Genomic DNA, 25,562 nt, shown 5'->3' with positions numbered 1-25,562 from the left:
TAATTAGTAATTTGCCAATATAAACCACTTCTATTAATAGAAGTGGTTTTTTTAATAAGTAAATGGTGAAAATCAGGATAGGTTTCGATAAGCATGAAAGTCTATTTCTTTGACTTATCTTAAATAATAGGAGGGACAATAGTGTCAGAAAAAATGGAATCAATCCTTAGACAGGTCGATGAACGTCACGAAGAGTTGCTTGAACTATTAAAGACATTCATCTCATTTGAAACACCAGCACCACCAGCTCGCAATACAAAGGAAGCACAACTGTATGTTGCATCGTTGCTAGAGGAGCTTGGGTTTGAGATCGATATGTGGGATGTATATCCAAATGATCCAAATGTCGTTGGAATTCTAAAAGGAAGTGATTCGAATAACTACAACAGTTTAATTATTAATGGACATATGGACGTGGCAGAAGTAAGTGAAGATGAACAGTGGGAAACGGATCCATTTACGCCGATCGTTCGAGATGGGGTGGTGATTGGTCGAGGAGCTGCCGATATGAAAGGCGGTTTAGCTGGTGCTATATTTGCCATAAAATTACTCCGCGAAGCGGGGGTTGAATTACCGGGAGACCTCATCTTTCAATCCGTAATCGGGGAAGAAGTTGGAGAAGCTGGAACGCTTCAATGTTGCAAACGAGGAAGCACCGCTGATTTTGCAGTGGTTGTGGATACGAGCGACTTACATATACAGGGCCAAGGTGGGGTCATTACAGGTTGGATTACGGTAAAAAGCAGTCAGACCTATCATGACGCCACACGAAGAAACATGATTCACGCAGGTGGAAACTTAGTTGCAGCTAGTGCAATTGAGAAGATGGTGAAAATAATAGAAGGATTACAAGAACTGGAACGTCACTGGGCTGTCACTAAAAGTTATCCAGGGTTTCCACCAGGAGCAAATACGATTAATCCTGCTGTAATAGAAGGTGGGAGGCATGCTGCTTTTATCGCAGACGAATGTCGACTTTGGGTTACTGTTCATTTTTATCCCAATGAAACGTACGATCAGGTTTCAAAGGAAGTTGAGGATCACATCTTAAAAGTAGCAGAAGGTGATATTTGGTTACGGGACAACCTTCCTACCTTTACTTGGGGTGGAGCATCAATGATAGAAGATCGAGGTGAAATTTTTCCATCCCTTGAAATTGACCCTACACATGCCGGAGTCAAACTTTTGGCAAAGTCCCATCATCATGTGACTGGAAAAGAAGCAATTGTTGATGTTTCTCCAACTGTTACGGACGGAGGCTGGCTCGCGGACGCAGGAATTCCAACCGCTATTTACGGGCCTGGAGATTTGCTTAATGCCCATTCAGTGAATGAACAAGTATCGATTGAACAGCTAGTGGAATACACAAAAACACTGATGAAATTCATTTGTGAATGGACCAACAATCAGGAATAAAAGAGGTGTCTAACATGAAATTTAGCGAACGCTTATATAAAGAATTGCAACCGATTTGGAGAAAGAACCATGCGCATCCTTTTGTTCAAGGCATTGGGGACGGCACATTAGATCAAGAGAAGTTTCGCTTCTTTATGATCCAAGACTATCTTTATTTAATTGATTATGCTAAGTTGTTTGCTCTAGGAGTAATGAAAGCAGAAGATCTAGAAACCATGGGTAAGTTTGCAAGATTACTAGATTCTACTTTGAATGAAGAAATGTCTCTTCACCGCCAATATGCGAAGAAATTTGGCGTGAATGAAGATGAATTTGAACAAGCAAAGCCTTCACCAACGACGTTAGCTTACAGCCATTATATGTTACATGTTGGTCAAAATGGAACGCTCGCTGATTTAGTAGCTGCTATTCTACCTTGTATGTGGAGTTACTCGGAAATTGGTAAAGAATTAAATCAAATTCCTGGAGCGAGTGAGCATGAGTTTTACGGGGAATGGATCCAAATGTATAGCTCGAAGGAGTTCGAGGAACTAGCTGATTGGTGCATAGATCTATTGGACCAATTAACAGAAGGAAAACCAGAGTCGGAAATAGCTAAACTTGAAGAAATCTTTTTAAATACAACGCGCTTTGAATATATGTTCTGGGATATGTCCTTTAATCAAGCGATGTGGCCAACAGATGAGTAAACATTCCTTGCAATTTAAGGAAGTGAGCTTTCTCTACAAAAAAGGTCAAAAGCAAAATCAAGATCACATCCTTGATTCGCTTAGTTTTGAGGTTGATGAAGGTGAATTTGTTAGCATCATTGGGCCGAGCGGTTCAGGGAAAACAACCTTATTTAGGCTGATAACTGGACTAGAACAACCCGTTCATGGTGAGATTTTGATTAATGGCCATTCATATTCCGACCGATTTGGAAAAGTTGGCTATATGCCACAACAAGATTTACTTATGCCATGGAGAACGATTTTAACTAACGCAGCACTGCCATTAGAAATAAAAGGTATTCATAAGCAAGAAGCGCACAAACAAGTCATTCAACTTTTACATGAATTTGGTTTAAATGGAGTAGAAAATATGTACCCAGGTGATTTATCAGGTGGAATGAGACAACGTGTCTCCTTTCTCCGAACCGTTTTAAGTGGATCGAATGTTCTATTGCTAGACGAGCCTTTTAGTGCTCTTGATGCGATTACACGCCTCTCTATGCAAGAGTGGTTATTAGAGCAATGGGAGAAATGGAAATCAACGATTCTTTTTATTACACATGATGTGGATGAAGCATTGTTCTTATCTGATCGTATTTTTGTTTTTTCTGAGGCGCCTGTTCAGAGTCTAGAAGAAGTCGTTGTTCCATTAAAACGACCGCGAGCAATTCGGGACATTCATTCACCGGAAGTCATAGCTGTGAAAGAACAGTTGATTGAACAACTACGTAAACAGGTGAAATCATGAAGAGGATCCCTAATTATGCACCACCTGTTCTTGTTGTTCTGTTGCTTCTTATTCTTTGGGAAGCAGTAGCTAGATTTATCGGGATGACGTTTATATTACCAGCGCCAACCGAAGTCGCTGTGAAGCTTTGGGACATTAGGCAAATCTTATTCACCGTTCATCTACCATCGACATTGTTGATCATCGTGACAGGTTTAGCCTTATCTATTGTCTTAGGAGTAGCCCTAGCCGTTTGGATGAGTATTAGTAAAGCGGCAGAGAGAGCTTTTTACCCAATTATTATTTCGTCACAAACGATTCCTATTATTGCTTTAGCTCCCATTTTTGTTTTGTGGTTCGGCTATTCGATCTGGAGTAAAGTCGTTGTGACCTTGCTAATAACCTTTTTTCCGATAACAGTTAATACGTTTGATGGTCTAAAGTCTAGTAGCAAAGAGTTAAAAGAATTGCTTCAAACAATGGGAGCGAGTCAAAAGGACATCTTTTTAAAATTAAATGTCCCATCTGCTCTGCCGCACTTTTTTTCTGGTTTAAAAGTGGCAGTTACGTTAAGCGTTATTGGGGCAGCGATTGGGGAATGGCTTGGTGCTCAATCAGGTCTAGGCTATTTTAGCAGGAGAATGATGACCCAATTTGATGGTGCGGGTGTATTCGCGCCAATTGTCTTGTTATCAGCGATAGGAATAATCTTATTCTTACTTGTTGTTTTACTAGAAAAATTATCGTTAAAGTGGAGGAGAACAGAATGAAAAAATGGTTAACAGCTACTGTTAGTGCAATCTTGTTAGCGGGTCTTACAGCGTGTGGGGGTGGTGAAGAGCAATCAGAGCCGGAAACAGCTTCGCCTGTACCAGCTACAGAAGAAGGTGTAAAATTAACAGAAATGGATATTATGTTAGATTGGTATCCTAATGCGGTACATAGTTATTTATACGTTGCACAAGAAAAGGGTTATTTTGAAGAAGAGGGAATTAAACTCAATATTAAATTTCCTGCTAACCCAACGGACCCTATTAATTTAGCAGCTGCTGGGCAAGTGACATTAGGTATTTCTTATCAACCAGATGTTGTAATTGCTCGTGCGACACAAAATGTTCCTGTCAAATCAATTGGTGCGATTGTTCGCTCACCTCTTAATCACGTCGTGTTTCTTGAAGATAGTGAGATTGAGTCGCCGAAAGATTTAGAGGGCAAGCAAGTAGGGTTTCCTGGTATACCGCTTAATGAATCGATTTTAAGTACAATGGTTCAAAATGATGGTGGAAATCCAGAGAATGTACAAATGATTGACGTAGGCTTTGAATTAGGTTCTTCTGTAGTAAGTGAGCGTGTTGAAGCCGTTATTGGAGCGTATATTAATCATGAAGTACCTGTGTTAAGACATAATGGTCACGAAACGCGCTATTTCAATCCTGTTGATTATGGAGTTCCAAGTTACTATGAGCTAGTCGTTGTCACAAATGATCAAACTTGGGAAAGGCAAGAAGAGGAAATTAAAGCGTTTTGGCGTGGAGCGTCAAAGGGCTATGAGTTCATGAGAGATAATCCTGAGGAAGCTCTTAACATCTTGTTAACGAATCAAGACGAAGCTCATTTTCCATTAATTGAAGAAGTAGAACAAGAAAGCTTAAACATCTTACTTCCAAAAATGGAGTCTGAAGATGGATTTGGAAGTCAAGAAGCAGGTTCTTGGCAAGAAACAATTGATTGGATGTTGGAATTTGACTTGATTCAAGAGTCGCCTTCATTAGAAGATATTTTTGTTAATATTGTAGAATAATAAAACTTAGGACTACTAATGCTGAAGTAAGTTAGTAGTCCTTTTTATTTTGTTAAAGGAGGTTCATTGTTATGTCATCTGGAATTGTATGTTGCTAATTTAGAGAAATCAAGTGATTTTTTTGGGGGGGTTTTAACAGAACTAGGCTATGAGGCTTTTCAAAAATGGATTTTGGTATAAGTTGGGGAAGTTCGAGCGAACGTACTTGGTTTTTGTTCAATTAGAAGAACGCTTTACGGACGTGCCTTATCATCGCTGCAGAGTTGGCTTAAATCATTTAGCCTTTCATGCTAAATCAAAAAAACAGGTGGATGAAATAACCAAAAAGATAAAAGAAAAGCAGGTGACGGTTCTATATGAAGACAAATATCCTAACGCAGGAGGTTCAAAACACTATGGGGTCTATTTTGATGTCCAAACAGGATAAAGGTTGAGTTGGTGGCAGCGGTGGATGAAGATAAGTCATTTACGTTTAAAAGGGGAAAATAGCTTACACATGTAACTCTGCATATAAACCTCAAAAGTAGAGGACTATATATTTTAGGTCTTTGATCAAAGTAGAGGTGTATGAGATGAAGCACAAGTTATGGTGGATGTTCATCCTTTTTTTTATTTTGCCTTTAGCAGGTTTTATAACGACAACCTATTTTGTCACAAATGGAGAGGTACTCCCTCTCGATAAAGCCTTACTAAATCTGGTTAAACCGATTGAATCAGCGTTCTTAACAAAGTTCATGAGTTTTTTCAGTCATTTGGGTTCAACAGGTCCTGTCGTCGTCCTTTCATTTATTTTTCTTGCTATTATTTATGTTTTATATCGTAAAAAAGATGAAGTTCTCTTATTTGTCATTGTGTCTCTAGGATCTACGGGTATTAATCAAAATTTAAAGTTTGTTTTTAAAAGAGAACGACCTTTTGAGCAAATTGTAGTAGAAAATGGTTTTAGTTATCCAAGTGGACACACAATGGCAGCGGTATCACTCTACGGAATTGTAACCTTTTTATTTTGGAGACATATCTCAACCGTTTGGGGACGCATACTCTTAATCATATTAAGCTCTATTATGATAAGTGTCATTGGTTTTAGCCGAATCTATTTAAGAGTTCATTACCCTAGTGATATTGTTGCTGCGTTTCTTGTAAGCGGCATGTGGCTATTTGTTAGTATTTCAATTTATCAATATGTGATGGAAAAAAGGTACGAAAAAAGAAGAATTTAGAAGGAGAAAGTTAAAGCGATTCATTAAAGAAAGGATTGGATAACATGGCTGAGATAAAATATGAAATTATAGAAACTGTCGGAGTTTTAGCTGAAAATTCAAAAGGTTGGAGCAAAGAACTTAATTTAGTTAGTTGGAATGGACGAGAGCCAAAGTATGATATTCGAGACTGGGCCCCTAATCATGAGAAAATGGGTAAAGGGTTGACGCTCTCAACAGAGGAGCTTGTAAAGCTTAGAGATGTTTTAAATCAACTAGATATTTAAGCTAGAGAGAAATGAAAACTGTAAACTCTTACGTTGGTGATTACGGAACATTCCATTAAGGAATGTTTTTTGTTTTGAAAGGTAACCATTGTTGCCTGTCCGATATCCACTTAAATCAGTTTTATAACGATCGTACTAAATATGATTAATCAATATAGCTAATCTTGGCGATTACTTCTAAAAAATATGGAATCGGGAACAGTAACTACAAAGGGGGATCAATTAACGAGTGATCTAATTCGAGTGGGACAAAGGTTGACTATTCTAAACGCGGTACCTTCACCATCAGCACCAATACTGCCACATCAACAACTGGGTACCAAGTGGTAGCTGGAGATACATTATCAGGAATAGCGGCAAGACATGGCGTGACCGTAGGAGCCTTAAGAGAAGTGAATCAATTGACAACAGATTTGATTCGGATCGGTCAGAGCTTAATGATTCCAAACGAGGCGACGACGTTAACACCATCAGCACCGATACAAGCTCCTGTAAATCAAGCGCAGTTAGACTGGCTTGCCAAAATCATTTTTTGTGAAGCTAGAGGTGAACCTTTAGAAAGACAAATTGCCGTAGCGGCTGTCATCATGAATCGTGTTAAAAGCAGATTATTTCCGAATACAGTAGAAGGCGTTATTTTAGAAAGAAATAATGGTCATTTTCAATTTATTCCAGACGGAAATGGAGCGATTTATGCGCAACACCTAATTCCGTAAATTATGATGCAGCAACTAGAGCCCTTAAAGGAGAAGATCCTACAAATGGCTCCTTGTATTTTTATAATCCTGCTCGAACGAACGATCAATGGATAAGAAGTCGAAGCGTATCTACCACGATTGGCAATCATGTGTTTGCGTTTTGATCATGAAGCAATGAATTAGAGCCCTCCTAATTACGGGGGCTCATGTTAATTTCCTTATTCTTTTACATCTTCTACATTTTCAGTTTCTTTTTTATTTTTCTTAATTTTAAATAAGCTCTTAGCTGGAGATTTTTCTAAATTTATTCTTTCTTCTTCTTTTTTGTTGCCTTTTTCTTTGTGCGCGTACCATGAGATAATTTTCAATTTTAGCACCACCAATCTTTGATTCATTGATTAAATACGCTTTGTCCATTTATATGTACATGTATGTAAATTATGATAGATTGGTTCAATCTACTTGATAAAAAGGTATGTTTGCAAAAAAAAGAGAGGGTGATTCATAATCTTGAATCACCCTCAGTAGGTTAATAAACTTTTTCGATATTTACACGACCTGAAAAGAATGTCGCGCCGCCACCCATATCTGCAAGTCGGTCGGGCACTAAGCTATTGACCAATTGTTTTTTACCTGGCATATCAGCCCATAATCCCTGACTAACTATGACTCCAGGAAGGACGTAATCTCCAACAACAGCAGGAAGCTCACATTCTCCGCGATCATTCCAAATTCTGACTAAATCATCATTCTCAATTCCTAACATATCCCCATCAGATTGATTTAGATGGATTTTCGCATTTTTCTCTAGCTTGATATGTTTCTCGTTATTGGAGAAGGTCGAGTTTAAGAAATTGTGATTGGGTCCAGGAATAAATAGAAAAGGAAAGTGACCATCGTCTATTAAAGGAGTATAAGTAGGCAGTCCTGGATATCCGTTTCTTACCATTTTTTCTGAATAGAGTTCAATCTTGCCACTTGGTGTATTTAACTTCTTAAAACTGAAAGTGCTCCGGTCCGCTTTCATATATTTTTCCTTACGTAAAGAATCATAATTCACATGTTTAGCATAAGGATTTGTTGGATTGTTAAGTGCTTGACGCATTAATTGCTCATCAGAATCTTTCAATGCTTCCTCTTCAAATCCCATAGCTTCGGAGAGTAGCCTGAATACATCCATATTCGATTTACTTTCCCCATAAGGGTCAATGACCGGCTGTTGCATGTGAACATAATGATGCCAGTATGAGGTATAGAAGTCAGCATGTTCAAATGCTGATGTTGCTGGTAAGACAATGTCAGCATATTGAGCTGTTTCTGTTAAAAATAAATCGTGTACAATCATAAATAGGTCATCACGTTCTAATCCTTTTCGTACTTTATTGCTCTCCGGTGTGACAACAGCAGGGTTAGAATTATAGACGAATAAGGAACGCACAGGAGGAGAGGCTTCTAACAATACATGTCCTAGTTGGTTCATATTAAACATACGTGTATGTTTATTTTCTAGTAAATCAGGCCTTTGTAGAGCATTGACATTATGACTTAAGAAACTACTGTTGGATTTAATAGCGCCGCCACCAGTATGTAACCAAGCCCCTGTTAAAGCAGGCAGACAGGCAATTGTGCGAACGATCATTCCTCCATTATCATGATGCTGTAACCCATTTCCAATTCTAATTAAAGAAGGAGAAGTGGTTCCGTACATGCGCGTTAACTTATAGAGATCTTCCACTGTAACACCGGTAATGGTGGATACTGTTTCTGGATCATACGATTTGACATGTTCTTCTAATTCTTCGTAACCCACAGTAAACTCTTTCATAAAATCACGGTTTACCATGTTCTCAGCAAATAAAATATGCATTATTCCTAGTGCTAGAGCACTGTCAGTACCTGGTAAAATAGGAATAAACCAATCGGCCATTCGACCTGTTTGATTTTTATGAACATCAATCACGACCATTTTCGCGCCGTTTTTCCGAGCTTTTTGTGCAAGCATCATCTGATGCATATTAGTACTTACTGCATTAATCCCCCACATGATAAAGAGCTTGGTTTCTGTGGTTTCCTCAGGATCGGTTCCAGCGCTACTTCCCATGGTGTATGAATAACCAGTAGCCCCAGCAGATGAACATATGGCTCGGTCTAACTGGCTAGCGCCAAGTCGGTTAAAGAAGCGACGGTCCATACCCTCAGCATTAATATTTCCCATATTCCCATAAAAACTATAAGGAAGGATCGATTCAGGTCCGTGTTCATTTAATAGCTGTTTCCAATTAGACACAATCGTGTCAATCGCTTCAGTCCAAGAAATAGGAGTGAACGATCCTGAGCCTTTTGGTCCTACTCGTTTTAAAGGAGTGGTTAATCGCTTGGAATCGTATAATCGCTCAGACATATTTCGTACTTTATTGCAAATATTCCCTTGAGTAATAGGATGATCGGGATCGCCTTGAACTTTAACAATTTTCCCGTCTTTTTTATGGACAAGAAGCCCACATTGATCAGGACAGTCAAGTGAACAAACGGATGGAAAGATCCCATCTTTTTTATTTATGTATGTTTGCATGCGTCAAAATCCTTTCAATCTTATTGAAGTTAGTAGATTATATCATTTAATTAAATAGTAGAAAAGTTCAATGGATGGCTAAGAAGCTGTTTAAAAGGTTATTATGACTTAAATTAAAATGAGAAGGGCAGGATCATTTTCCTACCCTTCTGTTATATTTGTCATTATTTAATATAAGCTGCTCCCACAATCACTAGTAGGATGAATAGAACCACGATTAACGCAAAACCGCTACCTGCACCATAGTAACCCATAATAGAAAACCTCCTTTTTAAGTAGCTATATCATATAGTTATGCTTCTTGAGTAAAATTGCTTGGGATAGTACCCATAAACTAGCAATTTTAATAAAAATACCTATACGGGTAGTTACGTAACGTAAGCTGTTCCTACAATTACTAGTAGGATAAACAGCACAACGATTAACGCCAAATGATTTCCCATGCCTGGGAAGGAGTTGGGTAACCGTAAAATGGGGGTGCACCATATAAACTCATCATGGATGCCTCCTTTTTGAGTTATAGTACATAGGTATGTTTATTCTCGAAAAATGAGTGGGCAAAAAACATGGATTCTTGAAATTAAGTAGAATGCCTATGCTAAATGTTTGAACAAAAAGGAGACCTGGGGTAACGTCTCCTAGGTCTCCTTTCATCTAAATATAATCTTAGTTAGATGATTAGTCGCTTTGTGTTTTACACTAAGCCAAACAAATGAATTAATAGATATCCTACTAACGATAATAAAATGGATCCGATAAAAGAGGCAGCTAAGGGATTTAGTCCAAACTGTTTTAAGCTCGATAGCTGAATGTTTAAACCCAAACCTGCCATGGCTGTCCCAATGAATAAGTAAGACAGCCCAACCAATGTATCCGCAATAAAGTTTGGTATAATGCCAAGAGAGTAAAGAGCGCTTGTACATAAAAAACCTATGATAAACCAAGGAATGGGTAGTGATCTAAATGAAGGTTTATCTTGTTTTTCTGTTTGACTTAAGTAGTACCAAAAGCCAATTACAAGCGCTACAGGAATAAGCAAAGCCACTCTCGTTAGTTTGACTACGACGGCTAAATCAACGGCTGCATCTCCACCAGGTGCGGCGGCGGCTACAACATGAGCAAGCTCGTGTAAGGTAGCTCCCGAGAAAATGCCATACCCATTAGCTGATAAGCCGAGAAAAGGGAAGAGGACGGTATATAGGATGGTGAACATCGTCCCTAAAATGGCAACGATCGCTGCGCCAATGGCAATCTCTTCATTTTTAGCTTTAATCTGTGGTGCGATAGCAACCACAGCCGCGGCCCCACAAATAGCCGTTCCACATGCTGTTAAGATTCCTAGTCTTGTTTCAACATGAAAGACTCTTGTTAATAAAAAGACAACTACTAATGTGAAAACTAAGCTAATACTCGCTAGCAGAAAAACGGTCGGACCCACCTGAGAAACATCTCCTAAATGCAAACGAAATCCGAGTAGAATAATTCCGACCCGTAATAATTTTTTACTAGAAAATTCCGTGCCACTTAAGAATGCTTTCGGAAGGCCGATGGTAGATCTCCAGATAACGCCTATTAATATAGCAATAACTAATTCACCCATAATTGAAAAAAATGGTAGAAGAGATAAATATTTAGCTATACCCGCAATGAGGATAGTCAAACTGATACCGATGATAAATGATGATTGATTTTTTCTTCTAGGTGTTCTTGCATTCTGTTTCAAAATGATTCACTCCTCTTATGTATTAACTATATGAGTTGAGTGATCATAAGGGAAATATATATTTGCTATTTCAACTATTTGGATTTTTTATGATAAAATGAAAAATGTGAAATGACGAAAAGGGAGAAGAAATAGATGATTATTGACCCATTAAAAATATTCGTGACCGTTGTTGAGCAAAGACATTTTTCTAGAGCTGCTAAAATCCTTAGTTTATCTCAACCAAATGTGAGTCTTCATATTCGCAATTTAGAAAATGAACTGGATACGACTTTATTTATTCGCTCACCTAAACAAGTAAAAGTGACAGAAGCAGGTGAAATGTTGTATATCCGAGCGAAGAAAATTCTTTCCCTTTATGAAGAAGCAAAGCAAGAAATTGCAAGTCAAAAACATATTGTTCAAGGAACGATTAATATTGGAGCTAGTTTTACGATTGGCGAATATATCCTACCACGTCTTTTAGCCAGTTACGCCAATGAAAATCCGTTAGTACATGTAGAAGTGACAGTGGGGAATACAGAAGAAGTCATTGCTAAAACAAAAAGTAATCAATTAGATATAGGTTTAATCGAAGGTGAATTTCAAGAGTTAGATGTGAATGCAGTTCCTTTTATGGAAGATGAAATGATTATTATCGCACCAACGAACCATCCATTAGCACAGCTTCGAATGGTGAAACCTAATATGCTTCACGACCAATCATGGATTTGGAGAGAAAAAGGTTCGGGTACACGAGCTTATAGTGACCAATTAATTGAAGGTTTACAAATTCCGGTCAAACGGTCCTTTATCTTTAGCAGTAGTCAAGGTATAAAAGAAGCTGTTTCCGCAGGGTTAGGCATTGCCATGATCTCAAAGTTAACCGTACAAAAAGAACTTGAATTAAATGAAATTAAACAGATTCATATTACCAATCGAACATTCACTCGCAATTTTTCGATTATAAAGGGAAAACATGACTTTAAAAATCGGGCTCATGATTTATTTATTGAAAAGATTATGGACATGTAAAATTGCAAATGATTGGCATAAAACTTGCATTCTTTTTTATGCAGGATTCGGCAAATAAAAGTCGAATTCTTCTTTTATAAGAAAGCGTATGCAAGGGAGTGAACCAAACATGAGAGAAGTCGTAATTGTTAGTGCTGTTCGAACTCCAGTTGGAGCTTTTGGAGGCGCACTAGCTAATGTTTCAGCAGTAGACTTAGGTGTTGCTGCGACAAAAGAAGCAATCAAACGGGCAGGGATTAAGCCAGATCTAGTGGATGAAGTATTAATTGGCAATATCCTTTCTGCAGGTCTTGGTCAAAATGTGGCAAGGCAAGTGGCCATTTATGCAGGGTTACCTGAAACAACTCCCGCACTGGCCATCAATAAACTTTGTGGCTCAGGGCTTCGAACGGTGAGTATGGGAGCTCAGTTTATTGCTCTTGGCGATGCAGACGTTATTTTAGCCGGAGGAATTGAGAGTATGAGCAATGCCCCTTATGTCATGCCAAATGCAAGATGGGGACAAAGAATGGGCAACGCAAAACTAGTGGATACGATGATTTATGATGCTCTTACAGATAAGTTTAATGACTATCACATGGGAGTGACAGCTGAAAACATTGCAGAAAAGTGGGAAATCACTCGAGAGATGCAGGATGAATTTGCTTGTTTAAGCCAACAAAGAGCGGAAACTGCCCAAAGAGAGGGGCGCTTTATAGAGGAGATTGTCCCCGTTCAGATTCCACAACGTAAAGGTGAACCTGTTTATGTTGATACCGACGAATACCCTAAGCACGGGATGACGATGGAAAAGTTGTCTCAATTACGTCCTGCCTTTAAGAAGAATGGAACGGTTACAGCTGGCAATGCTTCAGGAATTAATGACGGAGCAGCTATGGTTGTACTTATGTCAAAAGAAAAAGCGGATGAACTTGAGATCGAGCCATTAGCTACCATAGTTTCATATGGCAATGCGGCTCTTGATCCGAAAATTATGGGGTACGGACCTGTACCTGCAAGTAGAAAAGCATTAGATCGCGCAGGACTAACAGTTGATGACCTGGATTTAGTTGAAGCAAATGAGGCTTTTGCAGCTCAATCTTTAGCGGTTGTTAAAGATCTGAGTTTGAATCCTGATAAGGTGAACGTGAATGGGGGGGCCATCGCCCTTGGCCACCCTGTTGGAGCATCAGGAACTCGTGTTCTGGTCACTCTTCTTCACGAAATGAAAAGAAGAGAAGCCAAACGTGGACTGGCTACTCTTTGTATTGGAGGAGGGCAAGGAACAGCTCTTATTGTTGAGAGAAAATAAGAAGAAAGAGGAACTCTAATAGGATGAGTTCCTCTTTAACAAAGTCCAACTATACGATCCTGGGCTATCCTTTTAGACAAACTTCTGTTAGAGAGGCGGTGTAAAATGAATATTAAAGAAACAGTAAGTCAGTTTGCTCGGTCCTTTGACCAAGTGGAATCAATTGTACAAGCTTTGCCGTTTGCTGTAGTCCTTACAGATCAAAAGGGACTGGTCCACTATCACAACGATATGTTCGAACGTATGGTCAAGAAAGAACATAAAAAGGTCGATCAATATAAAATTAATCAATTCCTTGAACAAAAAATGATTGAAACGATTCAGGTTGGTACCAATCAATACATAAAAATAGATAATCGTTCCTTTGTTATACGAAAAGAACTTGCGTATGTCCATGGAGAGTCGTATGATTTGTATTTGCTTTCTTCAGTCAAGCAGTTGGAACAATTACTTCAAATAAACCAAGAGAAAAATGAACTGTTAGAGACAGTGATGGAATTTGCCTATGATGGAATCGTCATGGTTGATGCAGAAGGAATTGTGACGATGTTAAGTAAGGAGTATGGTGAATTTATTGGAGTTGATCCTAAAGAAGCTGTCGGAAAACATGTAACGGAAGTAATTGAAAATACCCGAATGCACGAAGTCGTCAAAACAGGAAAAGTGGAAATTGCCGACTTACAAAAAATAAACGGCGACTATATGATTGCCACTCGTGTGCCCATTATAAAAGATGGAGAGATTAAAGGAGCCGTTGGAAAAGTTCTCTTCAAAAACGTGGGAGATTTTAATTCTCTATATAAACGAATCAATGTCATAGAAAAAGAACTTAAGAAGTACAAAGGGGAATTTAAGGAGCAAAACAAAGCAGCTTATACGTTTCACCATTTAATAGGAGAAAGTCTTTCTTTAACTAGAGCGAAAAAGGAAGCTGAAAGAGCAGCTTTAAGTAAATCGAGTATTTTGCTTCTAGGTGAGAGTGGGACAGGGAAGGAATTGTTTGCTCATTCCATACATAATGCAAGTAAGCGCCAGGCAGGGTCTTTTGTGAAAGTAAACTGTGCAGCTATACCGGCAGATTTACTAGAGTCTGAGCTATTTGGCTATGAAGAAGGGTCTTTTACGGGAGCAAAAAAAGGTGGAAAGAAAGGGAAGTTTGAAGCTGCAGACGGAGGCACCATTTTTTTAGACGAAATCGGTGAATTACCTCTTCATATGCAAGTGAAGTTCTTGCGTGTCCTTCAAGAGAAAGAGGTTGAAAAAATCGGCTCAACATCAACAAAAAAAATCGATGTTCGCATTATTGCAGCAACGAACCGAGATTTAGAGGACATGGTTGAAAAAGGCGAATTTAGGCTCGATCTTTATTATCGACTAAATGTCGTTTCGATCCACATTCCTTCTTTAAAAGAAAGAAATCAAGATTTATCAATTTTATCGAATCATTTTATTTCAAAATTAAATACGTTTATGCAAAAAAACGTGCAAGCATTAACGAAAGAAGCTGAAAAGCAACTTTACAATTATGCTTGGCCTGGGAATATTCGAGAATTGGAGAATGTTCTTGAACGAGCGATGAACCTAGTAGATCGTCATGAAAAATGGATAGATCTTAAGCATCTACCAGAAAAGCTTATGTCAGTATCTAACTTACAACCCATCATACCGTTAGTTGAATTAATGGAAAAAACGGAACGAGAAGCACTTCAATCTGCGTTGCAACAAACGAACGGAAATCGTTCAAACGCCGCAAAACAATTGGGAATTAGTCGGACATCTTTTTATGAAAAGCTTGCAAAGTATGATTTGAATTAACTTGAAACCTCAATAATGTATTGAGGTTTTTTAGTGTTGCACCATTTCTGAAAGGGCTCGTTTTTCAGGGTGACAGACTTTTAAAAAAATTGTTTAGGGTTTACTGAGTAAGTGAAAAGGTTTATTTGTAAGCGTTACCGTACAACAAGTCAACTTACACTGTATTAATGTTCGTCTTTCCGTACACTATTTTAATAGATTGTAAGGTTATCCGTACAAAAATGGAATTAAATCTGCTTAAATGTTTTGAAATCCGCTGTTTATTAAGTTATTAAAGTTGGCATGGCTTTTGCAATAAAGAAGAGTGTAGAAAAAGAAAGCGCATACAAAGTTTTAGAGGAGGTACAACGAGATGATAAGTAAAGTGAAAACGGCAGAAGAAGCAATGAAATTAATACCAAATGATGCCACCGTCGCAACAGGAGGATTTGTTGGTAACGGTCATCCAGAAGGTTTAACGGCAGCCTTAGAGGAACGTTTTCTAAAAGAAAGTCAACCTACGGGCTTAACTCTGGTTTATGCTGCCGGTCAAGGAGATGGAAAAGAAAAGGGCCTAAATCATCTTGGCTATGAAGGACTCGTTTCCTGTGTAATTGGTGGACATTGGGGACTTGCTCCAAAGCTTCAGAAACTAGCGATTGAAAATAAGATTAAAGCGTACAATTTCCCTCAAGGGGTTATTACGCATCTTTTTCGAGATATTGCAGCAGGAAAACCTGGAACACTTACACATGTTGGGTTAAAAACGTTTGTGGACCCCCGTAATCAAGGTGGAAAATTAAACGAAGTAACTAATGAAGATCTTGTTTCATTAATGGAGTTAAATGAACGTGATTATTTATTTTATAAGACGTTTCCGATTGATGTTGCTCTCATAAGAGGAACGTTCGCAGACGAAGCAGGCAATATCACCTTGCATAAAGAAGCGGGAACACTTGAAATCTTGTCAATTGCTCAAGCTGCCAAAAATTCTGGTGGAAAGGTTATTGTTCAAGTTGAGAGGCTTGTTGCAAAAGGGAGTCTTGATCCTAGACTTGTTAAAATTCCCGGAATCTTAGTTGATGCCGTTGTCCTTTCTAAACCGCAAGAGCATATGCAGACTTTTGCTGAACAGTATAACCCGTCCTATAGCGGTGAATTAAAAGCGGTTAATCGTGATTTAGCTAAATTACCACTAAATGAAAGAAAAGTCATTGCAAGGCGTTCGGCATTGGAATTACAACCTTATGCCATTACGAACCTTGGAATTGGGATGCCAGAAGGGGTATCCATGGTCGCTAATGAAGAAGGTGTTGACCATTTAATCAACTTAACCGTAGAATCAGGTCCAATTGGGGGAATTCCCGCTGGGGGTATGAGCTTTGGGGCCTCCATTAATCCTGAATGTATCATTGATCAACCGTATCAATTTGATTTTTATGACGGGGGTGGCCTAGACGTTGCTTTCTTAGGGCTTGCACAATTAGATCGTTTTGGAAATGTCAATGTCAGCAAGTTTGGACCTAAAATAGCAGGGGCTGGAGGATTTATTAACATTACACAAAATGCTAAGAAGGTTGTTTTCTGCGGGACGTTCACGGCAGGAGGATTAAAAGTTAAGATTGCTGATGGCAGACTCGAAATTCTACAAGAAGGAAAGATTAATAAATTTTTACAAGAAGTCGAACACATTACATTTAGTGGAGATTATGCAAATGAAACAGGACAAACCATTCTGTATGTCACAGAGAGAGCGGTGTTTGAGTTAACCCCAAATGGCGTCCTCTTACTAGAAGTTGCACCTGGAATAGACATTGAAAAAGATATCCTTGCACACATGGATTTTAAACCAATTGTACCAGAGAGAGTTCAGCTAATGGACACACGTATATTCCAAGAAGGGAAAATGGGATTATCGCTTGAAAAAGGAACAGCGATCTTAGTGTAACCAAATTAGAATCTGGAGGGATATTGATGATTGGAATTATATTAGGTCTTGTCTTATTAATGTTTTTAGCGTATCGCGGCTGGTCTATTATTTGGGTAGCACCGATAACAGCTGGTGTTGTGGCCCTTTTTGGTGGATTAAATCTTCTAGAAGCTTATACCGATACGTACATGCAAGGCTTTGTGAACTTTGCTAAAGCTTGGTTTCCCGTTTTTATGCTCGGTGCCATCTTCGGGAAATTAATGGAGGATACGGGGGCAGCAAGTTCGGTGGCGGTTACCATTACAAAGGTAATTGGCAAGAAAAGGGCGATCCTAGGCGTTATAGCTGCTTGTGCAGTTTTGACATACGGAGGAGTAAGTTTGTTCGTTGTTGTATTCGCGGTTTATCCTCTAGCGATCGCTTTATTCCGTGAAGCGAATATTACTCGCAGGCTTTTACCGGGTACGATTGCACTAGGAGCTTTTACATTTACCATGACAGCTGTACCAGGAACGCCGCAAATTCAAAATTTAATTCCTACTAATTATTATGGAACAACAGCCATGGCAGCTCCTTTTATGGGGATTGTCGCAGCACTAGTTATGGGAATAGGAGGATATGTCTACTTAATATGGAGAGAGAAGAAGACAAAAGAAGCTGGAGAATTTTACACAGAACCAAATGATCAAAACATTGAACGTGTAGAAGCGGAAAAATTACCTAATGCCCTTCTTTCCTTCTTACCGTTAATGACAGTCATTTTTACGTTAAATATCTTAAAATGGGACATAGTTGTTGCTTTACTAGCTGGTATTATTTTGATTATTTTGTTAAATCTAGGTATGATGAAGAAGTTCATAGAATCTGTTAATAAAGGCGCAAGTGGCTCTGTGATTGCGATTATTAATACCAGTGCAGCTGTTGGATTTGGATCCGTTGTTCGAGCTGTTCCTGGTTTTGAAAGATTAACAGATTTCCTGATGGGCATTCAAGGAAGTCCGCTCATTTCACAAGCCGTTGCCATTAATATTTTAGCGGGTTCAACGGGATCTGCATCGGGTGGACTAGGCATTGCACTAGAAGCTCTTGGTGATCGTTATATGGAACTTGCTGCTCAATCAGGTATTAGTCCAGAAGCATTCCATCGTGTCGCCTCCATTGCTTCAGGAGGTCTCGATACATTGCCTCACAACGGAGCTGTTTTAACGCTATTAACGATTACGGCTATGACTCACAAAGACTCTTATAAGGATATTTTTGTCGTAGGTTGTGCGATTCCGATTTTAAGTGTAATTGTTGCCATTTTATGTGCTTCAATTGGAATTATTTAATTAATAGAATACGAGGAGGAACTAAGATGAGGTTAAAAGACAAAGTAGCGATAATTACAGGGGCTGGCCGAGGGATTGGTGAAGCAACAGCGAAGAAGTTTGCTAGTGAGGGAGCAAAAGTCGTAGTAGCAGACCTGAATCATGAAGACGTTGATCAAACCGTTACAGCGATTAAAGAACTTGGGGGAGAAGCGATTGGCACGCTTGTTAATGTAACAAAAAGAGCAGATGTGAAAGCGCTTATGGAAAGAACCATTGCGATTTATGGAAGTGTGGATGTCGTTGTCAATAATGCGGGGATCACGGCAGATGCTCAATTATTAAAAATGACAGATGAGCAGTGGGATCAAGTCATCGATGTGAATTTAAAAGGAGTATTCACTGTATCTCAAGAGGCGGCAACAGTGATGAAAGAACAAAATAGTGGTGTCATTTTAAATGCCTCATCGATTGTAGGTTCTTTTGGGAATTTCGGACAAACCAATTACGCTGCGACCAAATGGGGAGTAAACGGGATGACGAAAACATGGGCTAAAGAGCTTGGCCGCTATAACATTCGCGTCAATGCAGTAGCTCCAGGGTTCATCTTGACGCCAATGACAGAAAAAATGCCTGAAAAAGTGTTGAACATCATGAAAGAGAAATCGGTTTTAAATGATTTAGGCTCACCGGAAGATATAGCAAATGGATACGCGTTTCTTGCTTCAGATGAAGCGCGATTTATTACAGGGACGATATTAAGTATCGATGGCGGTGTGGTTATTTAATAGAGAAGAGGCTTTGTTTACAGCCTCTTCTCTTTCATTAGAATTCTTTAGAGTAGTGAAAATGTTGCCATAAAATATTCCTCTTAACGTATAATTAAACCGTTAAGTAAGCAATTCTAGGAGGCGTTTTAATTGAATATAGTAGTACTTGGAGCAGGAGCAGTTGGAGGCTATTTTGGCGGTAAGCTTGCAGCAAAGGGATCAAATGTAACTTTTCTCGTTCGGCCTAAACGATATAAGCAGCTACAAAAAAATGGTTTACATGTAAAAAGTGTAGCCGGGGATTTTTCTATAACCCCTAATGTTGTCTTTGAAGCAAGCGAAATTGATAAACCGGACCTCGTAATCGTAGCGCTAAAAAATTATCATCTAGAAGAAGCGTTGCCACAAATTGAAACGCTAGTGAACAACGGTGCGAAAGTACTGCCTTTACTCAATGGAATTAAACATCTTGATGTCCTAACGTCAAAATTTGGTCAAGAAAAAGTATTAGGTGGGCTATGTTATATCGAAGCAACCTTAAATAATGAAAGTGAAATTGTTCATACAAGTGCGTTACATGAGATCGTTTTCGGACCATTATTGGATACAGATAGGATCTTTTTGCGAAATCTAAAAGACAGGTTTGAACAAGCGAAGGTGCCAGTTACCTTGTCTGAGACGATTTTAGAAGATATGTGGAAAAAGTATATTTTCTTAACGTCTTTAAGCGGAATTACAACGGCTACACGCCAACCAATTGGCGTTGCTCTTCAAGATGATGTAACAGCGAACTTCTTGAATAATGTGGTTACTGAAGTCTATGAGATTGCACAAGCTAGAAATATTCTTTTACCTGAGAACACAATCGAAGCGATTTTAACGAAGTTACATAGTCTCTCACCGGAAATGACATCATCCATGCATCGTGACTTAGAAAAAGGGTTATCGATTGAATTAGATAGTCTACACGGCTATTTATTAACACTTGCAGAGAAATATCAGATCGAAGTGCCATCGATTCATGCGATTTACTCGTTGCTTCATCCATATAAAAATGGAATGAAAAATGAAAAGGACTCGTAAAGAGTTCTTTTTTCTTAAAAACAAAGATAAAATAAGATAGAAATTTCAAAAAGTGGTTCCTGTATGGTAGAAGAACATGATACTATGGAAAAAACATCCTTGTCATGGTCACCAAGATTAATTAGTTAAATGGAGGTGAAAAGATCATTATTTCCTTTGCTAAATAGTGTTAAATTCGATGTAACACTAAAATGAATGGCTATTCATTCATTTCAAGGAGGTTTATTATATGATAGGGGTTGAGACGATGAAGGGGAAAGTGGTAATCGTAACAGGTGGAAGTAATGGAATGGGAAAAGCAATGGCTAAAAAATTCGCCGAGCAAGGTGCTTATGTTACGATCAGTGGGCGTGACTTAGAAAAACTTGAACGAGCAAAACAAGAAATCGAGACATTCGAAGGGCAAATTCTACCTGTTGTAATGGATGTTCGCGATCCTGAGAAGGTTCAATCAATGGTCGATCAAACAAAAGAGGCATTCGGAACCATCGATTTTTTAGTCAATAACGCAGCCGGGAATTTCCTTGTTCGCGCTGAAGAGCTATCAGTGAATGGATGGAATTCAGTTATTAATATTGTCTTAAATGGAACGTGGTATTGCTCACAAGCAGTGGCCCAAGAATGGATTAAGGAAAAGAAGTCTGGAAGTATTACTAACATTGTTGCTACCTATGCATGGACGGCTGGAGCAGGAGTGGTTCACTCCGCTTGTGCGAAGGCGGGTGTACTAGCAATGACAAGGTCTCTTGCTGTTGAATGGGGGAGTCAATATGGAATCAGAGTCAATGCGATTGCACCAGGTCCTATTGAAGACACGGGTGGAGCTGAGAAACTAATTATGAATGAAGAAGCTTATAAAAAGGTAGTGAAAGGAATTCCTGCAAGACGTTTTGGGAAAGTTGAAGAAGTAGCAGGGGTAGCTGCGTTCTTGTTTTCACCAGAAGCGCAATATATTAATGGAGATTGCATTACAATTGACGGTGGACAATGGCTGAATAACGCATCGTTTCAGTTTTAGTATTGATTCAAAAAAGTAAGCGCTTTTAAAGTGAGACTGACTTCGTTTGTCAGTCTTTTTTGTGAGTGAAAGATGCTTAGATAATAAATCAATCAGATCGGATAAATAGTCATTCTTGGATTTTTAAATGAACTCAATCTACAGACTTACGTTAGGAGCACCTACAGTAGACGCTCCTAGTCACATGGGGTGATAATTCTGACTTTGATCTGTTTGAATCGCTAATTTTTGCAGTTTTTCATTTAAATAGACGCGGTCTAAATCAAGCATATCTTCTTTTTTAATTCCTTCTTCAATATATCTGGAAAATTCCCATATGGTTTGTTTAATCTGCTTGTTGTTTTGAGCTGCAACCAATTGCAAGGAATCGATGATCGCGGCTAAAACAGATACATCTTCTGTACCGGGACGTCTAATTTGATAGTAACATTTATACAGATAGTCTTTGAAATGTCGTTGTTGGACAATGACTCTAAGAGCTTGGTGAGAATCGTTATAATAGGATCGGTGTAAATTTTTCTTTGCTAAAACGGTTAAAATTCGAGCTAGAGCGCGAATGCCACTAATCGCCGTATTAGGGTCGTTGATCCCTGGTGATAAGGCTCGTAGCGAGATTTCAACAAGCTTTGTTAAGCCGAAGTCAATATCTTGGATGGTCGCTCGCTCTTCACCAACATGGAAATAACGTTCATACAATGCCGTATCTAAATGGCTAGTTTTCCCCCATATAGATAGCAGAACCATTCCTCCTTCTAAAAAATCACCAAGTCCTACTTCGATTTTGACAATCAAGTCATCTTGTGAAGCTTGCTCGATCAGTTCTTCTAATTCGATTACCAATAAATAACCGGCTTGTTTCGAATGGATGTGTAGAGGGTCCACTAATTTTACCTCTTCACTTTCCCAATCTTTCCAAGGCTCATCGGGCACTTCTTCTATGGCATCGTCGTAATTATGATGGATCGATTCGATCGTGTTTCGAGTAATATGATGAATTAAATTGCTCACTTGAATCCATCTTCCAACATGATGCACGAAAAAAACAAAATATCCGACGCATACTATCGCGTATATAACAGCTAAGGTTGGGGAAAAAAACAACAATTCTTGCTTCGTATCTCGTATAAGAAGAAGAAGAACCAAAGCATATAAAAATCCACCAATGAATACACCTAAAATGCGCTGAGTGTAGACATCCGTCATAAAGTCCTGCATGGTTCGAGGTGAGAATTGTGATAAATAGGTGGTTAGCACAACCATAATTGTAGAAAAGGAAATGGTTGTCATTGTCAACAATGAGGAAGTGATTGTACTTAACAACGTTTGCGCTAGAGCTAAGTCTACATAGAAAAAATTAGGCAGAAACTGACTACTTATATAACGATCCCCCCATATGCTCAAACAAGCAAATAAGATGGAAATAACTCCGTAAATGGCTGGGATGTACCAAAATTGCGAACGCAAAATAAACAGAGTTGGGTGATGTTTCATTTGTACCTCCCTTTTTCTAATGATATACAAGTAGGTTTTGCCAAATTCAAGAGAATAAAACGTTTTGTTTTCATAAATTGCAGGAATTGAGGAGTAAGAAGTTGAAAGAAGAACACGATATAAAACGGAAGGAGTGATCATCATGAGTTTTCAAAATCCTAAAGACGAAGAAATAAAAAAATTATTAAATGAAAGTAAACGAATTGCGGTAGTGGGACTGTCCGCGAGTCCCGACCGAACTTCTTATATGGTCAGTGAAGCGATGCAAAAAGCTGGTTATGAGATTATACCTGTAAACCCTACAGTTGATGAGGTATTAGGAGTAAAGGCAGTCAGCTCGCTAAATGAAATCGAAGGAAAAATTGACATTGTCAATGTCTTTAGAAGAAGTGAATTTTTACCAGAAGTAGCTAAAGAAACTGTGGAAGTTGATGCTACTGCATTTTGGGCACAACTTGGGTTAGAAAATGAAGAAGCTTACGAAATACTCAAGCAAAAAGGAATTCAAACCATTATGAATCGTTGTATTAAAGTTGAACACGCCAAATGGAAATAACTGTTTTTTAAAGACGAGGCTTCTTATAAAGTCTCGTTTTTTACTTGTTAAAAAACTTAAAGAAAATAAAGGATAATAGAAAAGGTGTTGCGAATACAGAAATAACAGCTAAAATAGATTAAGCAGCACTGTTCGAGGAAAAGAAACATTTGTTCGTTTGTGCTACAATACGAGTAGCATGTTGAAAGGAGTCTCAACTTTGGCAAAAAAACAACATATGGATTATAACGATGAATCAATACAAGTATTAGAAGGCCTTGAAGCAGTTAGAAAGCGCCCAGGAATGTATATTGGTAGTACGGACTCGCGCGGGCTTCATCATCTTGTTTACGAAATAGTAGATAACTCAGTTGACGAAGCGTTAGCTGGACACGGTTCATACATAAATGTAACTGTACATCGTGATAATAGTATTTCTGTTACTGATGAAGGGCGCGGGATGCCGACTGGAATGCATAAATCAGGTAAGCCAACTCCGGAAGTGATTTTGACAGTTCTTCACGCAGGAGGTAAGTTTGGACAAGGCGGTTATGCAACAAGTGGTGGACTACATGGTGTAGGGGCCTCTGTTGTTAATGCCCTTTCTGAATGGTTAGTCGTCGAAATCAAACGAGATGGCCATGTCTATAAGCAAAGATTTGAAAATGGTGGCAAACCTGTAACGACTCTTGAAAAAGTTGGAAACACTCGTAAAACAGGGACTACGATCCACTTCAAGCCAGATCCAACCATCTTTACGGCAACGACGTATAATCTTGAAACGTTAACAGAGAGACTACGTGAAGCCGCTTTCTTACTTAAAGGCTTAAGAATTGAACTGGTTGACTTACGTGGAGAAGGTTCTAAAGAAGAGTTTTATTTTGAAAATGGAATCGAAGCGTTCGTTGAATATTTAAATGAGGACAAAGAAACGATTAGTCCTGTTGTCTTTTTCCAAGGAGAGCAAAATAACATTGAAGTTGAATTTGCTTTCCAGTTCAATGACGGTTACACCGAAAATGTTCTCTCGTTTGTGAATAACGTCCGTACGAAAGATGGAGGAACACATGAACTAGGGGCTAAAGCAGCCATGACTAGAGCTGTGAATGAATATGCTAGAAAAGTGAAAATCTTAAAGGAAAAAGATAAAAATTTAGATGGTTCTGATATTCGCGAAGGATTCACTTCGATTATTTCCGTTCGAGTGCCTGAGGAAAAGCTACAATTTGAGGGACAAACAAAAGGGAAATTAGGAACGTCTGAAGCACGTTCTGCTGTTGACGGTGTTGTATCTGAAAAGTTATCCTATTTCTTTGAAGAAAACCCAGATGTAAGTACGATGCTGATTAAAAAGGCTGTTAAAGCAGCCCAAGCTCGTGAGGCAGCTAGAAAAGCAAGAGAAGATGCTCGTAATGGTAAGAAGAGTAAGCGTCGAGATGTTTTGTTGAGTGGAAAACTTACTCCTGCACAATCAAAGAACCCGCAACGAAACGAACTTTACTTGGTGGAGGGAGATTCAGCTGGTGGTTCCGCGAAGCAAGGACGTGACCGAAAGTTCCAAGCGGTTCTACCTTTGCGTGGTAAAGTGATTAATACGGAGAAAGCTAAGCTTGAAGACATTATGAAAAACGAAGAAATTCGTACGATCATCCATACGATTGGTGCAGGTGTTGGAGCTGATTTCACGCTTGAAGACGTGAATTACGATAAAGTTGTTATTATGACCGATGCCGATACGGATGGAGCGCATATTCAAGTTCTTTTATTAACGTTCTTTTACCGCTATATGCGTCCACTTTTTGATGCTGGAAAGATTTATATTGCATTGCCACCCCTATATAAAGTGAGCAAAGGTACTGGGAAAAAAGAAATTATTGAATATGCATGGGATGAACGTGAATTAGATAGTGCAACAAAAAAGGTCGGCAGAGGCTATACATTGCAGCGTTATAAGGGTCTTGGAGAAATGAATGCGACCCAGCTTTGGGAAACAACTATGGATCCAGAGACAAGAACGCTCATTCGAGTCAAACTTGACGATGCAGCGCGTGCTGAAAAGCGTGTAACGACATTAATGGGGGATAAAGTTGAGCCAAGACGTAAATGGATAGAATCACATGTTCAATTTGGCTTGGAAGAAGACTCGAACATCTTAGAAAATGAAAACTTAGCAGTAGTTGAGGAGGAGTAAGC

General features: G+C 38.8%; 23 protein-coding genes and 2 pseudogenes. 19 read left to right on the top strand and 6 right to left on the bottom strand.

Translation table 11 applies throughout. The annotated features are described in order from the left end of the window. Positions 1 to 153 precede the first annotated feature (153 nt). The 9 genes and pseudogenes from PQ474_RS03565 (at position 154) to PQ474_RS03525 (ending at position 7,002) form a co-directional block, all read left to right on the top strand. Positions 154 to 1,416 (top strand): acetylornithine deacetylase, encoded by a 1,263-nt coding sequence (locus PQ474_RS03565; protein ID WP_390186687.1) that lies wholly within the window; start codon positions 154 to 156, stop codon positions 1,414 to 1,416. Positions 1,417 to 1,430: 14 nt separating this feature from the next. Then, positions 1,431 to 2,105, top strand: a complete 675-nt coding sequence (gene tenA, locus PQ474_RS03560; protein WP_273840619.1) for a thiaminase II — start codon at positions 1,431 to 1,433, stop codon at positions 2,103 to 2,105. Then, positions 2,098 to 2,874: an ABC transporter ATP-binding protein gene (locus tag PQ474_RS03555; protein WP_273840617.1), complete on the top strand. Its 777-nt coding sequence runs from the start codon at positions 2,098 to 2,100 to the stop codon at positions 2,872 to 2,874. Before tenA ends, PQ474_RS03555 begins: the two co-directional genes overlap by 8 nt. Then, entirely contained in the window at positions 2,871 to 3,623 is a 753-nt protein-coding gene (locus tag PQ474_RS03550; protein ID WP_273840615.1) for an ABC transporter permease, read from the top strand. The genes PQ474_RS03555 and PQ474_RS03550 overlap by 4 nt, the downstream gene beginning before the upstream one ends. Then, positions 3,620 to 4,654, top strand: coding sequence for an ABC transporter substrate-binding protein (locus PQ474_RS03545; RefSeq protein WP_273840614.1), 1,035 nt, complete (start codon positions 3,620 to 3,622; stop codon positions 4,652 to 4,654). Before PQ474_RS03550 ends, PQ474_RS03545 begins: the two co-directional genes overlap by 4 nt. A 66-nt stretch (positions 4,655 to 4,720) precedes the next feature. Next, a pseudogene (locus PQ474_RS03540) lies at positions 4,721 to 5,143 on the top strand (VOC family protein). A gap of 83 nt (positions 5,144 to 5,226) precedes the next feature. Then, positions 5,227 to 5,874: a phosphatase PAP2 family protein gene (locus tag PQ474_RS03535; RefSeq protein WP_273840612.1), complete on the top strand. Its 648-nt coding sequence runs from the start codon at positions 5,227 to 5,229 to the stop codon at positions 5,872 to 5,874. A gap of 44 nt (positions 5,875 to 5,918) precedes the next feature. Continuing rightward, entirely contained in the window at positions 5,919 to 6,140 is a 222-nt protein-coding gene (locus tag PQ474_RS03530; RefSeq protein ID WP_273840610.1) for a YdbC family protein, read from the top strand. Between the two features lie 437 nt (positions 6,141 to 6,577). After that, positions 6,578 to 7,002: pseudogene (locus PQ474_RS03525) on the top strand (cell wall hydrolase). A gap of 54 nt (positions 7,003 to 7,056) precedes the next feature. On the opposite strand, the gene PQ474_RS03520 reads toward PQ474_RS03525, so the two are convergent. The 5 genes from PQ474_RS03520 to PQ474_RS03500 form a co-directional block, all read right to left on the bottom strand. Further along, positions 7,057 to 7,206, bottom strand: a complete 150-nt coding sequence (locus PQ474_RS03520) for a hypothetical protein (RefSeq protein WP_273840607.1) — start codon at positions 7,204 to 7,206, stop codon at positions 7,057 to 7,059. A 161-nt stretch (positions 7,207 to 7,367) separates the two neighbouring features. Next, positions 7,368 to 9,410: a molybdopterin oxidoreductase family protein gene (locus PQ474_RS03515; RefSeq protein ID WP_273840605.1), complete on the bottom strand. Its 2,043-nt coding sequence runs from the start codon at positions 9,408 to 9,410 to the stop codon at positions 7,368 to 7,370. A gap of 164 nt (positions 9,411 to 9,574) precedes the next feature. After that, positions 9,575 to 9,664 (bottom strand): YjcZ family sporulation protein, encoded by a 90-nt coding sequence (locus tag PQ474_RS03510; RefSeq protein ID WP_273840603.1) that lies wholly within the window; start codon positions 9,662 to 9,664, stop codon positions 9,575 to 9,577. 114 nt (positions 9,665 to 9,778) lie between these two features. Beyond that, positions 9,779 to 9,853: a YjcZ family sporulation protein gene (locus tag PQ474_RS03505; RefSeq protein ID WP_273840916.1), complete on the bottom strand. Its 75-nt coding sequence runs from the start codon at positions 9,851 to 9,853 to the stop codon at positions 9,779 to 9,781. A 251-nt stretch (positions 9,854 to 10,104) separates the two neighbouring features. Further along, entirely contained in the window at positions 10,105 to 11,133 is a 1,029-nt protein-coding gene (locus PQ474_RS03500) for a YeiH family protein (RefSeq protein ID WP_273840601.1), read from the bottom strand. Positions 11,134 to 11,268: 135 nt separating this feature from the next. On the opposite strand from PQ474_RS03500, the gene PQ474_RS03495 reads away from it, so the two are divergent. From PQ474_RS03495 to fadH, 8 genes are all read left to right on the top strand, one after another. After that, positions 11,269 to 12,147, top strand: a complete 879-nt coding sequence (locus PQ474_RS03495) for a LysR family transcriptional regulator (protein ID WP_273840600.1) — start codon at positions 11,269 to 11,271, stop codon at positions 12,145 to 12,147. A gap of 109 nt (positions 12,148 to 12,256) precedes the next feature. Then, entirely contained in the window at positions 12,257 to 13,438 is a 1,182-nt protein-coding gene (locus PQ474_RS03490) for an acetyl-CoA C-acetyltransferase (RefSeq protein WP_273840598.1), read from the top strand. 105 nt (positions 13,439 to 13,543) lie between these two features. Continuing rightward, positions 13,544 to 15,253, top strand: coding sequence for a sigma 54-interacting transcriptional regulator (locus PQ474_RS03485; RefSeq protein ID WP_273840596.1), 1,710 nt, complete (start codon positions 13,544 to 13,546; stop codon positions 15,251 to 15,253). Positions 15,254 to 15,608: 355 nt separating this feature from the next. Then, positions 15,609 to 17,180, top strand: a complete 1,572-nt coding sequence (locus PQ474_RS03480) for an acyl CoA:acetate/3-ketoacid CoA transferase (RefSeq protein ID WP_273840915.1) — start codon at positions 15,609 to 15,611, stop codon at positions 17,178 to 17,180. Between the two features lie 26 nt (positions 17,181 to 17,206). Further along, entirely contained in the window at positions 17,207 to 18,493 is a 1,287-nt protein-coding gene (locus PQ474_RS03475; protein WP_273840594.1) for a GntP family permease, read from the top strand. Between the two features lie 26 nt (positions 18,494 to 18,519). Continuing rightward, positions 18,520 to 19,260, top strand: coding sequence for a 3-oxoacyl-[acyl-carrier-protein] reductase (fabG, locus tag PQ474_RS03470; RefSeq protein ID WP_273840592.1), 741 nt, complete (start codon positions 18,520 to 18,522; stop codon positions 19,258 to 19,260). 132 nt (positions 19,261 to 19,392) lie between these two features. After that, the gene (locus PQ474_RS03465) at positions 19,393 to 20,325 is read left to right on the top strand and encodes a ketopantoate reductase family protein (protein ID WP_273840590.1); all 933 of its coding nucleotides are present in this window, start codon (positions 19,393 to 19,395) and stop codon (positions 20,323 to 20,325) included. Positions 20,326 to 20,572: 247 nt separating this feature from the next. Further along, positions 20,573 to 21,343, top strand: coding sequence for a 2,4-dienoyl-CoA reductase (gene fadH / locus PQ474_RS03460; protein ID WP_273840914.1), 771 nt, complete (start codon positions 20,573 to 20,575; stop codon positions 21,341 to 21,343). Between the two features lie 180 nt (positions 21,344 to 21,523). Here fadH and PQ474_RS03455 read toward each other — a convergent pair whose 3' ends face one another. Next, positions 21,524 to 22,834: a DUF2254 domain-containing protein gene (locus PQ474_RS03455; protein ID WP_273840589.1), complete on the bottom strand. Its 1,311-nt coding sequence runs from the start codon at positions 22,832 to 22,834 to the stop codon at positions 21,524 to 21,526. A gap of 142 nt (positions 22,835 to 22,976) precedes the next feature. Between PQ474_RS03455 and PQ474_RS03450 the strand changes: the two genes are divergently transcribed. Both PQ474_RS03450 and parE read left to right on the top strand, forming a co-directional pair. After that, on the top strand, positions 22,977 to 23,390 hold the full coding sequence (locus tag PQ474_RS03450; protein WP_273840587.1) for a CoA-binding protein: 414 nt from the start codon (positions 22,977 to 22,979) through the stop codon (positions 23,388 to 23,390). Between the two features lie 178 nt (positions 23,391 to 23,568). Next, positions 23,569 to 25,560: a DNA topoisomerase IV subunit B gene (gene parE, locus PQ474_RS03445; RefSeq protein ID WP_390186604.1), complete on the top strand. Its 1,992-nt coding sequence runs from the start codon at positions 23,569 to 23,571 to the stop codon at positions 25,558 to 25,560. The last annotated feature ends 2 nt before the right edge of the window (positions 25,561 to 25,562 follow it).

This window comes from Halalkalibacter alkalisediminis (genome assembly GCF_028610705.1).
Classification (GTDB): Bacteria; Bacillota; Bacilli; order Bacillales; family Bacillaceae_D; genus Halalkalibacter; species Halalkalibacter alkalisediminis.
The sequence above is the reverse complement of the archived record's forward strand: the minus strand, read 5'-3'. Positions and strand labels throughout refer to the sequence as shown.

Excerpts from the sequence above, each read along its gene's own strand:
- PQ474_RS03565 (WP_390186687.1), top strand. The coding sequence starts at position 154 with ATGGAATCAATCCTTAGACAGGTCGATGAACGTCACGAAGAGTTGCTT.
- tenA (WP_273840619.1), top strand. The coding sequence starts at position 1,431 with ATGAAATTTAGCGAACGCTTATATAAAGAATTGCAACCGATTTGGAGA.
- PQ474_RS03555 (WP_273840617.1), top strand. The coding sequence starts at position 2,098 with ATGAGTAAACATTCCTTGCAATTTAAGGAAGTGAGCTTTCTCTACAAA.
- PQ474_RS03550 (WP_273840615.1), top strand. The coding sequence starts at position 2,871 with ATGAAGAGGATCCCTAATTATGCACCACCTGTTCTTGTTGTTCTGTTG.
- PQ474_RS03545 (WP_273840614.1), top strand. The coding sequence starts at position 3,620 with ATGAAAAAATGGTTAACAGCTACTGTTAGTGCAATCTTGTTAGCGGGT.
- PQ474_RS03535 (WP_273840612.1), top strand. The coding sequence starts at position 5,227 with ATGAAGCACAAGTTATGGTGGATGTTCATCCTTTTTTTTATTTTGCCT.
- PQ474_RS03530 (WP_273840610.1), top strand. The coding sequence starts at position 5,919 with ATGGCTGAGATAAAATATGAAATTATAGAAACTGTCGGAGTTTTAGCT.
- PQ474_RS03515 (WP_273840605.1), bottom strand. The coding sequence starts at position 9,410 with ATGCAAACATACATAAATAAAAAAGATGGGATCTTTCCATCCGTTTGT.
- PQ474_RS03510 (WP_273840603.1), bottom strand. The coding sequence starts at position 9,664 with ATGGGTTACTATGGTGCAGGTAGCGGTTTTGCGTTAATCGTGGTTCTA.
- PQ474_RS03495 (WP_273840600.1), top strand. The coding sequence starts at position 11,269 with ATGATTATTGACCCATTAAAAATATTCGTGACCGTTGTTGAGCAAAGA.
- PQ474_RS03490 (WP_273840598.1), top strand. The coding sequence starts at position 12,257 with ATGAGAGAAGTCGTAATTGTTAGTGCTGTTCGAACTCCAGTTGGAGCT.
- PQ474_RS03485 (WP_273840596.1), top strand. The coding sequence starts at position 13,544 with ATGAATATTAAAGAAACAGTAAGTCAGTTTGCTCGGTCCTTTGACCAA.
- PQ474_RS03475 (WP_273840594.1), top strand. The coding sequence starts at position 17,207 with ATGATTGGAATTATATTAGGTCTTGTCTTATTAATGTTTTTAGCGTAT.
- fabG (WP_273840592.1), top strand. The coding sequence starts at position 18,520 with ATGAGGTTAAAAGACAAAGTAGCGATAATTACAGGGGCTGGCCGAGGG.
- fadH (WP_273840914.1), top strand. The coding sequence starts at position 20,573 with ATGAAGGGGAAAGTGGTAATCGTAACAGGTGGAAGTAATGGAATGGGA.
- PQ474_RS03455 (WP_273840589.1), bottom strand. The coding sequence starts at position 22,834 with ATGAAACATCACCCAACTCTGTTTATTTTGCGTTCGCAATTTTGGTAC.
- PQ474_RS03450 (WP_273840587.1), top strand. The coding sequence starts at position 22,977 with ATGAGTTTTCAAAATCCTAAAGACGAAGAAATAAAAAAATTATTAAAT.
- parE (WP_390186604.1), top strand. The coding sequence starts at position 23,569 with ATGTTGAAAGGAGTCTCAACTTTGGCAAAAAAACAACATATGGATTAT.